Origin of the sequence: Kocuria sp. UBA1838 (genome assembly GCF_002338785.1) — a bacterium.
Lineage (GTDB): Bacteria > Actinomycetota > Actinomycetes > Actinomycetales > Micrococcaceae > Kocuria > Kocuria marina.
Genome location: NZ_DDIY01000016.1, coordinates 162640 through 176747 on the forward strand (window position 1 = coordinate 162640; position 14108 = coordinate 176747).

Consider the following 14108-nt stretch of genomic DNA (forward strand, 5'->3'; position numbering starts at 1 on the left):
GACTGGACGGGTGGAACGGGAGAACACCGAGCAACGCATGACCTGCAGCGTGGTCATCCCCGTTCGTAACGACTCTTCCTACCTGGAGCGCTGCCTCCGGGCCCTGCGTGAGCAGACCCGCACCCCGGACGAGATCGTCGTGGTGGACAACGGTTCCACCGATGATCTTTCGACAGTCCTGGACCGCCACCCCGAAGTACACCGGGTGTGGGAACCCGTCCCCGGAGTGGCCGTCTCCGCGGCCGCGGGCTACGACGCCGCCCGCGGGGACCTCATCCTGCGCTGTGACGCGGACAGCCTCCCCTCCCCCGGCTGGGTCGAGCGACACACCGCGGTGCTGTCACGGGCCCTGCGGGATCCGCAGGGGAAGGCCACCGTGGCGGTGTCCGGGATCGCGCGGTTCGGGCCGCGGTACGAGTTGGCCGGACGCATCCTGGGTGCGGCATACATCACGGCCTACCGCCTGGGGGCCGGCACGGCGCTGGGCCACTGGGCCTTATGGGGGTCCAACATGGCCTTCACCCGGGCGTGGTGGCAGCATGTCCGGGAAGAGGTGCACCGGGATCCACGGGTGCACGACGATTTCGACCTCAGCTTCCGCGTCCGTCGCGATCAGCGCGTGATCATGGACCCGGGCAATGTCGCGATCGTGTCCTGGCGGGCCTTGGTCTCCCCCGCTCGGATCCGCCGGCAGCTGCGCATGGCCATGGCCACCGTGTTCCTCAACTGGCGCAGTGAACGACCGTGGGTGCGTATCCGGCGACGCGTTCTCTCCGGCCCCCTGGGGCGTGGGGGCAGCCGATGACGTCCGAGCAGACGCACAGCGTGGGCGGCGTGGTCGCATCGGCCATGTGCTTCACGGCGATCATCGGGGCGGGTTACTACGCATTGGACGGGCGCCGGGTGGACATGGCCGTCCTACTGCTCGCGGGACTCGGACAGGTGATCGCGTTTCTGTGGTTCCGCACCCAGTACGCGCGGGCCGTGTGCTCGCTCATCATGCTCACCGCCGCCATGAGCGCGGCCGAACAGCTCTACAGCAGGATCTGGTGGTGGGACATCCTCATCCACTTCGTGACGCTGTACGCCCTGGTGTGGATGGCATGGAATCGCGTTCTGACCCACCACCCCCGGGTGCGGGGCCGGGTGCGCGATCGTCCCGCGATGCGGTTCACGTGGTGCGCGGTGGCCGGCTTCGTGATCGCCGTGGTGTGGGAGGTCATGGAACTGTTGGGGTTCCTGTTCGCGACACCGGACATCCACATCCCACCCCTGGACACGCTGGGGGACATCGTCATGGGGGTGCTGGGGGCTGCCTGCGTGGGCTTCCACAGGGAACCGCACTGAGCGTCGTCGTCCCCGGCGGGCCGCGAACGGTCGCGTGCGGTGAGTCCCGACCCCCCAAGTGCCGGGACTCATCGCACGCTTGCGGCGTCGGCGAACAGTATGGAGCCCCGCTGGGGAGCGGGACGTTCGATCCGGACGCGCGGTCACCGGCCGTGTGCTGGACCAAGGCGGGGGCCGGGGTGCAGTGCTCGGGCGACCGGGCTCAATCATAGTTGTTCACATTTTAGTTGTCCACAATTAGATGGAGACACCAGTTGCCCTTCGCGGTCGCGGCGCGGTGCCGGGCCGGTCACGCCCAGCGCGGACGACGTGGCGCGGTACCGGGCCGCGGTGGAATTCTGGGACGCATGACCCACGAACACGCTCCCCACCGCACGCCCGAGACCGCTGCCGGCTGGGACGAGCGCTACGGCGCTACGCACATCTGGAGCGGGGAGCCCAACGGCGCCCTGATGGCGCTCACGTCGGACCTCGCTCCCGGCACGGCGCTGGACGTGGGTTGCGGTGAGGGCGCCGACGCCGTGTGGCTGGCCCGACGTGGCTGGACGGTGACGGGGCTGGACGTCTCACGCGTCGCCGTCGACCGCGCTCGGGCCGCGGCAGAAGCCGCGGGGGTCGAGATCACGTGGCTCGTTGAAGGGTTCGGCGAGCGCCCCCTCGGCCCGTTCGACCTGGTGTCCGCCCAATACCCCGCGGTGCCCAAGCGGGGCGACGACGCAGCGGTGCGCGCGTTCGCGGACGCCGTGACACCGGGCGGGCGGCTGGTGTTCGTGCATCACGAGCTGGATGAGACACCTCACGGTTTCGACCCCGCCGACTACGTGATGCCCGAGGACGTGGTGACGTATCTGACCGGGCAGGGATGGCAGATCGAGACGAACGAGATCCGCGAGCGACACCTGGAACGCGGTGCCGGGTCCGGCCACTCGTGGGACCGGATGGTCGTGGCGCGGCGGGGCGCGTGAACACCTCCGGCGTGAATCGCGCCTCGGTGGGGCTGCGCTCGCAGCGTGGTCCCGTCCTGCTGGCCGTAATGCTCTCCACGGCTCTGGTGGCCCTGGACGCCACGATCCTGGCGACCGCGGTGCCGAGCATCGTGGGTTCCCTGGGTAACTTCGCCCAGTTCCCGTGGCTGTTCTCGAGCTACATGTTGGCGCAGGCGGTGAGTGTGCCGATCTTCTCCAAGCTCTCGGACATGTACGGGCGCAAACCCGTGATCCTCACCGGCGTGGGGTTGTTCCTGGTCTCCTCCGTGCTCGCGGGATGCGCGTGGAGCATGCCGTCGCTCATCGTCTTCCGGGTGATCCAGGGATTGGGTGCGGGAGCCGTGGCGCCCATGGGCATGACGATCGTGGGGGACATCTACACCGTGGCCGAGCGCGCCGCCGTGCAGGGGTACGTGGCCGGGGTGTGGGCGGTCTCTTCGGTCGTGGGGCCCACATTGGGTGGGCTGCTGTCCCAGTTCTTGAGTTGGCGGTGGGTCTTCTTCGTCAACATCCCGGTGGCCCTCGTGGCGGGGTGGCTGTTGCTGCGCAGCTATCACGAGAAGATCGAGCGCGAGGAGCACCGGGTGGACTTCACCGGTGCCGCGGTGCTCGCGATCGCCCTGTCCGCCCTCATCCTCGGCGCGCTGGAGAGCGGCAACGCGTGGGAGTGGCTTTCGGTGCCCACCCTGGTGTGCGGCGTCGTCGGCGTCATGGGGCTGGCGATCTTCGTGGCCGTCGAGCGTCGCGCGAGCGAACCGATCATCGACCTCGCGCTGGTACGACGCCGCGTGGTCGCAAGCACCACCCTGGTCTCCCTGGGGATCGGCGCGCTGCTGGTGGGGATGACGAGCTACGTTCCCACCTATTTGGAGCGCACGGCCGGGGCCACACCGATCGCGGCGGGAGCGGCCGTGGCCGCCGTGAGCATCGGCTGGCCCGTGGCTGCATCCACGGCGGGGCGGATCTACATGCGGTGGGGCTTCCGGCGCACCATGTTTCTGGGCGGTGCGATCGCGACCGTGGGAGCGGCCCTGACCGCCGCGCTGTCGCCGTGGCCGAGCGTGATCGGTATGGCTGTGTGCGCGTTTATCATCGGGCTGGGGCTCGGTTACACCGCGGCGCCGTCGCTGATCATGGCCCAGTCCTCGGTGGAGTGGAACCAGCGCGGGTCGGTGACGGGTCTCAACATGTTCGCTCGCTCCGCCGGCTCAGCCGTGGGGGTGGCGATCTACGGCGCCATCGCCACCAACCTCATCCGTGCCGGTGGCGGTGAGGGCGATCCCGCCACCGTGATCCACGCCTCCGGATGGGTCTTCGTGGCGGCGGCGGGTACCGCCGTACTCATGGCCGCCGCGACACTCGCCGTCCCGCGGGACGAGCCGGGGTCGGTGAAGTGAGCCGCGGGTACCGGCGGGTCGGTGGGACGTCCACACGGGTCCCGGTACGCCGTCGCCGTCAGGGTTCGCACGATGTCGGCACCTCGGGACCCTCGGTGGCCTCAGCGCTCGGGGGTGCGACGTCGCCCCCGGGTTTGCCACGCAGCAGGGACGTACCCGGTCCGTATGCCACCTTCTCCCCCACCACCCCTCCCTCCCCTACCCTGGCCCCATGACCTCATCCATCCGTCACCGCTTCACCGGCCACATCGCCGGGGTCGGCACGTCCTCCGGCACGCGGCTGGTGCTGGGGTGCTGGTCCCACACGCCGCAGGGCCCGTTCGCGGACGTCATGGTCGCCCACCCGGACGGACGCCGCGAACTGCTGGCACCCAACGACTGGGTCGCGCATTTCGTGTCCGACACCTACACCTTCGACACCGTCACCCGCGTCCCCGTGAACGTGCAGCGCACGGCCTTCTCCCGCGCCTCCCGGTGGACGGTCACCGCGGGGTCGCTTACATGGCACTTCAGCGTGGGGCCGCGAGCGCCCCTGGGGTACCTGCTGCAGACGGTCCCCCGACCGATCAGCACCTCGCTGACCTTCGCCCGGCTCACCGATCAGGTGGCCCACCGCGTGATGCCCGGCGTGCGCACCCTGGGTACGGCCGGCAACGACCGCACCGAGTGGTACGCCGCCTACGACCTCCACACCATCACCCACTCCCGCGCCACCTGGGACGACCAGGACCTGGGCCGCCTCACGGACATGACCCCGGCCCCGGACTTCGGTTTCAGCTCCACCCCGCGCCGGCCCAGCCTCACCGCCCTGACCAGCACCGTCCGGGTGCCCGACGCCGCTGCGGTCATCTCCCCTGCGCGGACCCCGGAACTCGGGTGAGCGCCGTCGACGAACCGGCAGAACTGCGTCGACTGAGACCGGAGGACGCGCCGGCGCTACAAGCGCTGCTCGAGGCGACCCCCGATTACACCCGCCGGATCAGTGGACACGCGCCCCTCCCCGGCGACGCCGCCGAGATCCTTTCCGCGCTCCCGCCCGGCCTCGCACGCGAACAGAAGTACGACATCGGGCTGTTCCGCGGGCCTGCTCTGGCAGCCATGGCCGACGTCATCCGCAATTTCCCCGAGGAGCATCACGCTCACATCGGTCTGCTTCTCGTGCGGCAGGACCACCAGGAAGAGGGCCTGGGGCGGGCGATGCATGATGCCGTCACGAACCTCGTGAGCGGCTGGCCCGAGGTGACCACCCTGCGCCTGGGGATCGTGGAGACCAACGCGGCGAGCGCCGTCGGCTTCTGGAAGGCTCTGGGGTACGAGCCCACGGGCGAGACAGCGCCGTACGAGAACGACGAGGTGCGCAGCCGTGTGACCTTGTGGGAACGACCGGTACACCCGACCCCGCCATCCCATGAGAGGACCGCCACATGACCCGGAACTGGTTCGAGCAGGGCGGAGGGAACTACGCCGCGCACCGCCCCGATTACCCCGCGGAGCTGGGCGCGGAACTGGCACGGATCGCCCCGCGGCGGGGCACCGCGGTGGACGTGGGCTGTGGGACAGGCCAGCTCACGGGCTTGCTGGCCGAACACTTCACGCACGTGATCGGCGTGGACCCCGGTGAGGATCAACGCGCTCATGCCGCCCCCGCACGCGGCGTCGACTACGCGCACGGGACGGCGGAGGACCTGCCCGTGGCCGACGGCCGCACCGATCTCGTGACCGCGGCCCAGGCCGCACACTGGTTCGACCTGCCGGCCTTCTACACGCAGGCACGCCGCATCGCGGCCCCCGGCGCCGTCCTCGCACTCATCAGCTACGGCGTGGTGGAGGTGGAGCCGGGCCTGCGGGAACGTTTCGAGCGGTTCTACTGGCGCGAGATCGGTCCGTTCTGGCCGCCCGAGCGCCGCCTCGTGGAGACCGGGTACCGGGACATCGACTTCCCCTTCCCGCAGGTCCCGGTGGCCACGCTGTCCATCCGGCGATCTTGGCCGCTCGATGCCTTCCTGGGCTACCTGGGCACGTGGTCTGCGGTGCGCAACGCCGCGGAGTCCGGGCACGACGACGTTCTGCGCCATTACGCCGCCGACCTCACCGAGGCGTGGGGCGAACCGTCCCGGCCGCGCGACGTCGTCTGGCCCATCACCGTGCGGGCGGGCAGGCTGGACGGGGAGTCCCGATAGGTGCCGCCCGTGCGCTTGGACCGGGTCTCCCGCAGCACCACGTTGTGCCGGCGCACCTGCTCCTCACCCGTCGCGCGACCCGCGCCTCGAGTCCCGCCTTCACCGAGGGCCACTCGTGCTCGAGCACCGAGTACACCACGGTGTCCCGCAGCGCGCCGTTGCGCTCCAACCGGTCCGCGCGCAGCACACCGTCCAGCCGAGCACCGAGGCGCTCGATCGCTGCCCGGGACTGCTGATTGGCCCAGCTCGTCTCATAACGCACGCACCGGCACCCGAGCTCCTCGAACGCGTGGGTCATGAGCAGCAGCTTGGACTCCGCATTCGTCCCCGTCCGGTGGGTGGACGCCCGGTTCCACGTGTGGCCCACGCTCACGCGCGGCACACCCCACTGCGGGTCGTAGAACGTGGTCATCCCGAGCACGACGTCGTCGGCCTGCCGCACGGTCACGAAGGGCAGCATGAATCCCTCGTCCTGCCACGTGAGCCACTTTTCCACGGCCGCGGCCATGCCGTCCGGGTCCGCCACGCTCGTGTACCAGCGCTCCCACATGCGCCCGTCCTCGGTGGCCTCGATCAGCCCGTCCAGGTGCTCGCGGCTGAGGGGTTCCAGGCGGACCAACCGCCCGCGCAATGTCACCGGTGTCCACGTCATGGGATCACTGTCTCACGACGACGCCGCGCGGCCCGCGGGCGCAGCCCCTGACGGGTTCACAACCCCGCAGGACAGCGACTGCCTCCCTACAGGTGTATGCCCACCCCCAAGGGTGCTGACAGTATGGGAGAACCACGTCGCACTCCATGACCGCGGCGTGCGTCAGCTTCGTAGGAGGATCGTCATGTCCGCACGCGATAACAACGCCCCCCAGGTCCCGGGAGTTCCCGGGACCGGTGAACCGACCATCGAGGAGCCCACCGCTCCCCGTCAGCCGCTTCCGCCCAAGCCCGATCAGGGTGCCCCCGAGCGGGTCACGCCCACGGGTGCGCCCACCGATGCCCCGATGTCCGCGATGGCCCAGCAGGGTGAGTACCTCACCACCGCGCACGGCGCGCGCCTAACGAACTCCGACCAGTCCCTCAAGGCCGGGGCCCGCGGTCCCGTGCTGCTGCAGGACCACCACTTCCGGGAGAAGATCTCCCACTTCGACCACGAGCGCATCCCGGAGCGCGTGGTGCACGCCCGCGGCGCGGGTGCCCACGGCACGTTCCGCGGCTACGGCTCGGCCACCAAGCTCAGCCGCGCGGGCCTGTTTGCCAAGGACAAGGAAACCTCGGTGTTCGTGCGGTTCTCCACCGTGCTGGGCTCCCGCGGTTCGGGCGATCTGGCCCGTGACACCCGCGGTTTCGCCGTCAAGTTCTACACGGACGAGGGCACCTGGGACCTCGTGGGCAACAACATGCCGGTGTTCTTCATCCAGGACGCCATTAAGTTCCCGGACGTCATCCACGCCGGTAAGCCCCACCCGGATCGCGAGATCCCCCAGGCCCAGTCCGCCCACGACACGTTCTGGGACTTCGTGTCCCTGCACACCGAGGCCCAGCACCACACCATCTGGAACATGTCCGACCGCGGCATCCCGCGCTCGTTCCGCATGATGGAGGGCTTCGGCGTCCACACGTTCCGTCTGGTGGCCGAGGACGGCTCCACCGTGCTGGTCAAGTTCCACTGGAAGCCGCGCCTGGGCGTGCACTCCGTGGCGTGGGAAGAGGCCCAGCTGATCAACGGTGCGGACCCGGACTTCCACCGCCGGGACCTCGCGGACGCCATCGAGGCCGGCGCGTACCCGCAATGGGAACTGGGCGTCCAGGTGTTCGAGGACACCGAGGACCAAATGTTCCAGGGCATCGACTTGCTGGACCCCACCAAGATCGTCCCGGAGGAACTCGTCCCCGTGGAGCCCGTGGGTCTGATGACCCTGGACCGCAACCCCTCCAACTACTTCGCGGAGACGGAGCAGGTGGCGTTCAACCCCAACAACCTGGTCCCGGGCATCGACGTGACCAACGACCCCTTGCTGCAGGGGCGCCTGTTCTCCTACCTGGACACCCAGATCACCCGCCTGGGCGGGCCCAACTGGAACCAGCTGCCCATCAACCGCCCGCACGCGGCGGTCAACGACATGCTGCGTGACGGTTTCCACCAGAGTGCGGTGCACTCGGGTGTGGCCCCCTACCGGCCCAACTCGCTGGACGGCGGCAACCCGGCGGAGACTCCCGAGGACGAGCACGCGTTCATCGACTACCCGGCCCCGGTCCCCGCGTCCGTCAAGGAGCGCGTGCGGCCCCAGTCCTTCGAGGACCACTTCAGCCAGCCACGCCTGTTCTGGCTCTCGCTGAGCGAGGTGGAGCGCGAGCACACCGCGCAGGCCTACGCGTTCGAGCTCGGCAAGTGCTGGGACGAGAACATCCGCACCCGTCAGCTGCGCCACCTGTTCGCGATCGACCCCGCGCTGGGCAAGACCGTGGCCCAGGCGCTGGGGCTGCCCGAGCAGGAGCCCACCGAGGCTCCCGCCCAGGACGTCCAGGCCTCCCCGGCCCTCACCCAGGTGGGCGAGACGTGGCCCGTCGAAGGCCGCCAGGTGGGCATTCTCGTGGGTCCGGACACGGACGCCGACCAGCTCGCCACGCTCGTCTCCGAGATCGACGGCGCGGACATGGTCCCGCTCGTCATCGCACCCCAGGGCGGTGAGGTGGCCCCGGGCATCGTGGCGCACCGCACCCTGCTCACGGCACGGTCCATCGAGTTCGACGCCGTGGTGGTCGCCACCGCCGGCGCTCCTGTGAACCCCGTGGCCGGTGGCCTGGACGCGAAGGCCGGTGCACCCAGCCCGGGTGACATCGACCCCCGCGTGAGCCTGCTGCTCAACGAGATGTGGCGCCACGCCAAGGCGATCGCCGCGTTCGGCCCCGGCACGGACGTGCTGGACGCCCTGCAGATCGCCCAGACGCCCGGCGTCGTGAGCGCGGACTCCGCCAAGGACGTGCTGAGCACCGTGGTGGAACTGCTCGGCAGCCACCGGGTCTGGGAACGTTTCCCGACCACGGGTATGTTGGCCTAATGAATAGGAAGTAGTCGTACTATTTCCGCCGATTGCCCGCGGACCGCTCCACCGCGGTCCGCGGGCAATCCCCGTCTTCAGAGACACCCCACCCGCGCCGAGCACCCACCTTCCCGAGCGGAGAACACCATCATGACGACCGTCCCCACCCGAACCGTGGCCCCGACCGCTCGCGGACCCGTGAGCACGGCCCTCCTGGAGATCCTGACCGGCCCGGAGGAGACCCCGGCGAGCGGGTACGCGGCGCTGTCCGAAGCGACGGCCACCGCGGTTAACGCGTCGCAGGACGTCCTCGCGGACGAGGACCTGCAGCTGTCCCTGTTCCTGCTCTACCTGTTGCACTACGGGCCCGCGGAATTCGTGACCGCGGACCGCGAGTGGGATCCCGAGCTGCTGCGCGTGCGCACAGTGCTCGAGGCCGGTTTCGAGGCCGAGCTGCGCCGTCGCGTGCCCCTCCCCGATCCCCTGCCCGGCGACTCCGCGCAACTCGTGGACACGATGTTCGCGATGACCGGCGGGGACGCCAAGCCCACCCTGGCCACGTGGCTCGCCCGGCACCCGAGCGAGGAGATCCTGAGCGAGTTCCTGGTCCACCGCTCCATCTACACGCTGCGCGAGGCGGACCCCCACTCGTGGGGCATCGCCCGGTTGCGGGGCCGCGCGAAGGCGGCGCTCGTGGAGATCCAGTCAGACGAGTACGGCGGGGGCCGTCCCGAGCGCGTGCACGCCACGATCTTCGCGCAGACCATGCGAGGTTTCGGCCTGGACGACACCCTGGACCACTACCTGGACCTCGTGCCCGCCCCCACGCTCGCGTCCATGAACCTCATGAGCCTGTTCGGACTGCACCGCCGGTTGCGCGGGGCCATCGCGGGTCACCTCGCGGCGTTCGAGATGACGTCCTCGATCCCCAACAAGTACTACGGCCGAGCGTTCCGCAAGCTCGGTTACGACGCGGACGTCACCTGGTACTACGACGAGCACGTGGAGGCCGACGCCGTTCACGAACAGATCGCCGCGCGTGACCTCGCCGGGGCGCTCGCCCAGGACGAGCCCGAGCTGCTCGAGGACGTCCTGTTCGGCGCGGCCGCGTGCCTGTACGTGGACGGGCTCATGGGTGATCACATGCTCGAGTGCTGGTCAGACGGGCGGACCTCCCTGCGCGGGAGCATGCCGGGACTGCAGACCGTGGGTTCCGAGGCCCCGGTCGCCGAGCGGGTGGCCCTGTGAGCGAGCAGGATCCACGCACCACGGACGACGGGAGCCCCGTCCTCTCGGTGGCGCACGACGCCGAGGATCCCGTGGTGATCACCCCGTGCCCGGACGGGCCGCTCTTGGTGCGCGGTGACGTGCTGATCGCCCCGGAACCGGGGGCCGAGCCGCAGAAGCCGCCGCGGCGCGTCGTCGCCCTGTGCCGGTGCAACATGTCGTCGATCGCGCCGTTCTGCGACGGTTCGCATAAGCTCGCGAACTTCCGCACCCGCCCGCCGCGGTACAACATCGGCAACCCCCGCGAGGATCCCGGCGAGGAGGACTGAGCCGGACATCGGAGACCTGAATACGCGATCGGCCCGTGGCATGTGCCACGGGCCGATCGCGTAGTGGTTCAGGTCAGTTCTCGGTGGCGGGCTCGTCGCCCTTGTTGTCCGTCATGGCGCCCACGCCCTCGTCGGCGGGTTCGGCGTCCGTCTGGGTCTCCTGACCTAGGGCCGCACTCTCTTCCTGGGGGCTCATCTTGATGGATTCCTCGCCCGCGTTGGCGGGATTTTTCTCTGCCACGTGCTGTCCTTTCGTTGGACGTCTCGGTCGGCGGAATCGCTGACCCTCCCATCCTCGTCAGCGTACTGACGATTGACAAGAGAAGACGTCCCCCGGCCGATGTCAAGCGGATGTCATCGCACTACACGTTGTGACGCACGGCGCAACATTCCTTGGGTGAGCGCCCGCCCGGTTCCTAGGCTGAGTGACCTCACCCCTTCCACTGCACAGGAGTCGCACCGTGCGTACATTGATCTTGCTCGCCCTGGTGGGTTTCGGGGCGCAACTCGTGGACGGTTCGCTCGGTATGGCCTACGGCGTGACCTCATCCACCCTGCTGTTGGCCGTGGGCCTGACCCCCGCCTCGGTGTCCGCGACAGTGCACCTCGCGGAGGTGGGCACCACCCTGGCCTCCGGGCTCTCGCACTGGCGCTTCGGCAACATCGATTGGCGCGTCGTGGGCTTCATGGCGGTTCCCGGCGGGATCGCCGCGTTCGCGGGCGCCCATCTGCTGACCCTCTCCGGGGAGGCTGCCGCACCGGTGATGTCCGTGATCCTGTTGCTGCTGGGCTGCTACGTGATGTGGCGGTTCTTGCGGCTCGGCGGGCGGCGCCCGAACTTCACGGGCAAGGTGCGCGGATTCTTCCTGATCCCCCTGGCCACGGTCGCGGGCTTCATGGACGCGATCGGCGGCGGTGGGTGGGGCCCCGTGGGCACCCCCACCCTGCTGGCCTCCGGCAAGATCGCCCCGCGCAAGGTCATCGGATCCATCGACACGTCCGAGTTCGTGGTCAGTCTGGGTGCCTCCATCGGGTTCCTGATGGCACTCGGCAGCCAGGGCGTCGACTTCGGCATGGTCCTGGCTCTACTGATCGGCGGTGTGGTGGCCGCGCCGATCGCCGCGTGGCTCGTGCGTTGGCTCGCCCCGCGCATCCTCGCCGTCGGCGCCGGCGGACTCATCATCTTCACGAACACGCGTACCCTGTTGCGCCTGGACGCCGTGCAGGCGCGCCTCCCCGGCGACGCCGCGTACTACGCGATCCTCGGCGCGCTCGCCCTGCTGTGGATCGTCGCGGTCGTCTGGGTCGTGCGCCGCGAACTCGCCGACCGCCGCTCCGCGACCCTGCGCACCGAGGTGCGCGTCCCCGAGAGCGTCTGAGGGCGACGTCGCGCCGAGGGGACGTGACATCCCCCTCGGCGCCGTGGGGCTCGTGGCCCCCGCCCGTGCGTCACGGCACGGCCCCGTCAGGGCCTCAGTGGGCCGCAGAACGCCGGGGACGTGCCGTGCGCTCTCATCGGGCGCGGTGCGACGCGCTCGTCAATCCTCCACGACGGTCACGGTGACCTCGATGTTGCCGCGCGTGGCGTTGGAATAGGGGCAGACCTGGTGCGCGGCGTCCGCGAGTTCCTGGGCCGCGTCGTGCTCGAGTTCGGGGATGATCACTTCCAACTGCACGGCCAGGGTGAACCCGCCTGCGCCGTTGTCGCCGATCTGCACGCGGGCCCCCACGGCGGAATCACCGAGCGAGACCTTCTGCTGGCGGGCGACCATCTGTAAGGCGGAGTGGAAGCAGGCCGCGTACCCGGCGGCGAAAAGCTGCTCGGGATTGGCGCCGTTCCCGGATCCCCCCATCTCCTTCGGCACGGCCAGGTCGAACTGCAGCGACCCGTCCTTGGTGGCGACGCTGCCGTTGCGGCCCGCGCCCTGGGCAAGCGCTTCCGCGGTGTACATAGCCTTCATGATGATTCCTCGTCCTTTCCGTGGCCGGTGAGCCCCGGCCCTGAACGCCGGGTGGTACGACCGCAATCGATGGTAGGTCGCGGTATTTAGATTGTCCACAATCTAGACGTTCACTTTTCATGCGGGACGGGCCGGTGAGGGCCACCCGGAATCCCCCGTTACCTTTTTCGTGGCGCCTGAGTTCGGGAGGATGAGGGCGTAGGTAGCCAGCCGGTCCCGGCATGATTGTTGCCCCCCCAGTCGACCATGATCCGGGGGGTGTAGTCACCGGGACCGGTCCTGGTTCACACGGACCGCTGAAGCGCCCTGGGTTTGGTTCCGAGATTCCTGAAGAAGGCCTCGGCTTTTTTCGCAGCGGAGCTCGACCGCCCCACGACGAGATGATCCGATTCATGGACATGAACACTCCGCCAAGGGTGAGGATCACCGCCCGGACCTGGTGAAACGTGACTTCACTGCCGCCCCGCACCAGCTGTGGGTCTCAGACATCACCTACGTGCGCCTCATGTCGGGATTCTGCTACGTCGCATTCATTACTGATGTCTGTACCCGTAAGATCATCGGCTGGGCCGTGGCTTCAACACTGCACACTGACCGGCTGCCACTGCTGGCTCTAGAACACGCGCTCTTGACGAGCGGAGCCCGTCGGACGTCTTCTGGGCTGACGCATCATTCGGACCGAGGGGTTCAATACGTATCTTTGGCCTACACGGATGCCTTGGTCGCCGCGGGTGTGACCGCTTCGGTCGGCACAGTCGGGGATTCCTATGACAATGCTCTGGCGGAGTCAATCAATAGTCTGTACAAGACGGAGATCATCTAATCCAGGGGCGTGTGGGACTCGGCAACGGCGGTGGAGATCGCAATACTGGAGTGGGTCCACTGGTGGAACACCGCTCGACTTCACGAGTCCCTGGCCTACCGGACCCCGGCCCAGGTCGAAGCTGCTTGCACCGAGATCGAGGCGACCGCACCCGTGGTGCCCTAACCTCGGAACGTAACCCAAGGCGCTTCAGTTCTCGTAGGGGAAGATCTCCCACCACAAGATCCCGCGCCATGTGCACGTGGTGGAGGAGTTGCCCATGACCGTCACGGGCAAGGTCCGCAAGATGGAGATGCGCGAGGAGGCGCTCAAGCTGCTGGATCTGGAGCGCAGAACCCACAGGCCATGCCACGTATATGTGAATGAGTGTCACGGTATAACTAAATACTTACGAACACGGCGCGAAGGGAGACGCCAATGACCACCATGACTGAGCGGATCACGATCTCGGCCCAGACCGTGCGCGCGGCGCAGACCCCCGCGCGTCAGGGTTCAACCTTGGTTCTGCGCGATGCAAACGGCGGGGAGGTGGAACTCCCGGACGAGGTCCAGAGGACACTCCTCCATGCACTCACGGCCATTGCCGAGCACGGTTCGGTCAGCATTGCTCAAATGACCGACGAGCTGACAAGTACGGTGGCCGCGGACATCCTGGGGGTCTCACGCCCCACCCTTCTCCGTTGGACCCGCGAGGAGCTGATTGAATCCTTCAAGGTCGGATCACATACGCGGTTCCGTCGTTCCGATGTCCTCCGATTGCGGGAACAGCGGGAAACGGAACGTCGCGAAGCCTTCGAGAAACTGCGGGCACTCGACGCGG

At 68.7% G+C, this 14108-nt stretch carries 15 protein-coding genes and 2 pseudogenes; 13 read left to right on the plus strand and 4 right to left on the minus strand.

Annotated elements, in window-relative coordinates; all coding sequences use genetic code 11:
• The first annotated feature begins 10 nt into the window (after positions 1–10).
• The 7 genes from B3I25_RS08895 to B3I25_RS08925 all read left to right on the plus strand — a co-directional run bounded on the left by B3I25_RS08895 (position 11) and on the right by B3I25_RS08925 (position 5910).
• The gene (locus B3I25_RS08895; RefSeq protein WP_286738688.1) at positions 11–805 is read left to right on the plus strand and encodes a glycosyltransferase family A protein; all 795 of its coding nucleotides are present in this window, start codon (positions 11–13) and stop codon (positions 803–805) included.
• Positions 802–1347 (plus strand): hypothetical protein, encoded by a 546-nt coding sequence (locus tag B3I25_RS08900; protein WP_231885449.1) that lies wholly within the window; start codon positions 802–804, stop codon positions 1345–1347. Before B3I25_RS08895 ends, B3I25_RS08900 begins: the two co-directional genes overlap by 4 nt.
• Before the next feature lie 347 nt (positions 1348–1694).
• The gene (locus B3I25_RS08905; protein ID WP_286738689.1) at positions 1695–2312 is read left to right on the plus strand and encodes a class I SAM-dependent methyltransferase; all 618 of its coding nucleotides are present in this window, start codon (positions 1695–1697) and stop codon (positions 2310–2312) included.
• An 11-nt stretch (positions 2313–2323) separates the two neighbouring features.
• Positions 2324–3730: an MFS transporter gene (locus B3I25_RS08910; RefSeq protein ID WP_286738690.1), complete on the plus strand. Its 1407-nt coding sequence runs from the start codon at positions 2324–2326 to the stop codon at positions 3728–3730.
• Positions 3731–3941: 211 nt separating this feature from the next.
• Positions 3942–4610, plus strand: a complete 669-nt coding sequence (locus B3I25_RS08915; protein WP_286738691.1) for a hypothetical protein — start codon at positions 3942–3944, stop codon at positions 4608–4610.
• Positions 4607–5158 carry a GNAT family N-acetyltransferase gene (locus B3I25_RS08920; RefSeq protein WP_098054675.1) on the plus strand — a complete coding sequence of 184 codons (552 nt, stop codon included), beginning with the start codon at positions 4607–4609 and terminating at the stop codon, positions 5156–5158. Before B3I25_RS08915 ends, B3I25_RS08920 begins: the two co-directional genes overlap by 4 nt.
• The gene (locus B3I25_RS08925; protein ID WP_286738692.1) at positions 5155–5910 is read left to right on the plus strand and encodes a class I SAM-dependent methyltransferase; all 756 of its coding nucleotides are present in this window, start codon (positions 5155–5157) and stop codon (positions 5908–5910) included. The genes B3I25_RS08920 and B3I25_RS08925 overlap by 4 nt, the downstream gene beginning before the upstream one ends.
• Before the next feature lie 67 nt (positions 5911–5977).
• On the opposite strand, the pseudogene B3I25_RS08930 reads toward B3I25_RS08925, so the two are convergent.
• Positions 5978–6562: pseudogene (locus B3I25_RS08930) on the minus strand (GNAT family N-acetyltransferase); the annotation flags it as partial.
• A 184-nt stretch (positions 6563–6746) separates the two neighbouring features.
• On the opposite strand from B3I25_RS08930, the gene B3I25_RS08935 reads away from it, so the two are divergent.
• The 3 genes from B3I25_RS08935 to B3I25_RS08945 all read left to right on the plus strand — a co-directional run bounded on the left by B3I25_RS08935 (position 6747) and on the right by B3I25_RS08945 (position 10504).
• Entirely contained in the window at positions 6747–8966 is a 2220-nt protein-coding gene (locus tag B3I25_RS08935) for a catalase (protein ID WP_064845432.1), read from the plus strand.
• 132 nt (positions 8967–9098) lie between these two features.
• Positions 9099–10196: an iron-containing redox enzyme family protein gene (locus B3I25_RS08940; protein ID WP_082943158.1), complete on the plus strand. Its 1098-nt coding sequence runs from the start codon at positions 9099–9101 to the stop codon at positions 10194–10196.
• On the plus strand, positions 10193–10504 hold the full coding sequence (locus tag B3I25_RS08945; protein ID WP_307723023.1) for a CDGSH iron-sulfur domain-containing protein: 312 nt from the start codon (positions 10193–10195) through the stop codon (positions 10502–10504). The genes B3I25_RS08940 and B3I25_RS08945 overlap by 4 nt, the downstream gene beginning before the upstream one ends.
• Before the next feature lie 73 nt (positions 10505–10577).
• Here B3I25_RS08945 and B3I25_RS08950 read toward each other — a convergent pair whose 3' ends face one another.
• Positions 10578–10745: a hypothetical protein gene (locus tag B3I25_RS08950; protein ID WP_167319024.1), complete on the minus strand. Its 168-nt coding sequence runs from the start codon at positions 10743–10745 to the stop codon at positions 10578–10580.
• 220 nt (positions 10746–10965) lie between these two features.
• Here B3I25_RS08950 and B3I25_RS08955 point away from each other — a divergent pair, with 220 nt between their 5' ends.
• Positions 10966–11883, plus strand: a complete 918-nt coding sequence (locus B3I25_RS08955; protein WP_206399795.1) for a sulfite exporter TauE/SafE family protein — start codon at positions 10966–10968, stop codon at positions 11881–11883.
• 159 nt (positions 11884–12042) lie between these two features.
• Here the strand turns inward: B3I25_RS08955 and B3I25_RS08960 are convergent, their stop codons facing one another.
• Positions 12043–12465, minus strand: coding sequence for an organic hydroperoxide resistance protein (locus B3I25_RS08960; protein WP_035965673.1), 423 nt, complete (start codon positions 12463–12465; stop codon positions 12043–12045).
• Between the two features lie 406 nt (positions 12466–12871).
• Here B3I25_RS08960 and B3I25_RS08965 point away from each other — a divergent pair.
• Positions 12872–13453, plus strand: a pseudogene (locus B3I25_RS08965) (IS3 family transposase); the annotation flags it as partial.
• A gap of 24 nt (positions 13454–13477) precedes the next feature.
• On the opposite strand, the gene B3I25_RS08970 reads toward B3I25_RS08965, so the two are convergent.
• A complete protein-coding gene (locus tag B3I25_RS08970) occupies positions 13478–13600 on the minus strand; it encodes a hypothetical protein (RefSeq protein ID WP_286738717.1) in 123 nt (40 codons plus the stop codon).
• Positions 13601–13705: 105 nt separating this feature from the next.
• Between B3I25_RS08970 and B3I25_RS08975 the strand changes: the two genes are divergently transcribed.
• On the plus strand, positions 13706–14108 hold a 403-nt coding region (locus tag B3I25_RS08975), incomplete at its 3' end, for a helix-turn-helix domain-containing protein (RefSeq protein WP_286738693.1).

Bases quoted from the DNA above. Each gene is read 5' to 3' on its own strand.
- B3I25_RS08960 (WP_035965673.1), bottom strand. From the start codon at position 12,465: ATGAAGGCTATGTACACCGCGGAAGCGCTTGCCCAGGGCGCGGGCCGC.
- B3I25_RS08905 (WP_286738689.1), top strand. From the start codon at position 1,695: ATGACCCACGAACACGCTCCCCACCGCACGCCCGAGACCGCTGCCGGC.
- B3I25_RS08940 (WP_082943158.1), top strand. From the start codon at position 9,099: ATGACGACCGTCCCCACCCGAACCGTGGCCCCGACCGCTCGCGGACCC.
- B3I25_RS08900 (WP_231885449.1), top strand. From the start codon at position 802: ATGACGTCCGAGCAGACGCACAGCGTGGGCGGCGTGGTCGCATCGGCC.
- B3I25_RS08915 (WP_286738691.1), top strand. From the start codon at position 3,942: ATGACCTCATCCATCCGTCACCGCTTCACCGGCCACATCGCCGGGGTC.
- B3I25_RS08935 (WP_064845432.1), top strand. From the start codon at position 6,747: ATGTCCGCACGCGATAACAACGCCCCCCAGGTCCCGGGAGTTCCCGGG.
- B3I25_RS08925 (WP_286738692.1), top strand. From the start codon at position 5,155: ATGACCCGGAACTGGTTCGAGCAGGGCGGAGGGAACTACGCCGCGCAC.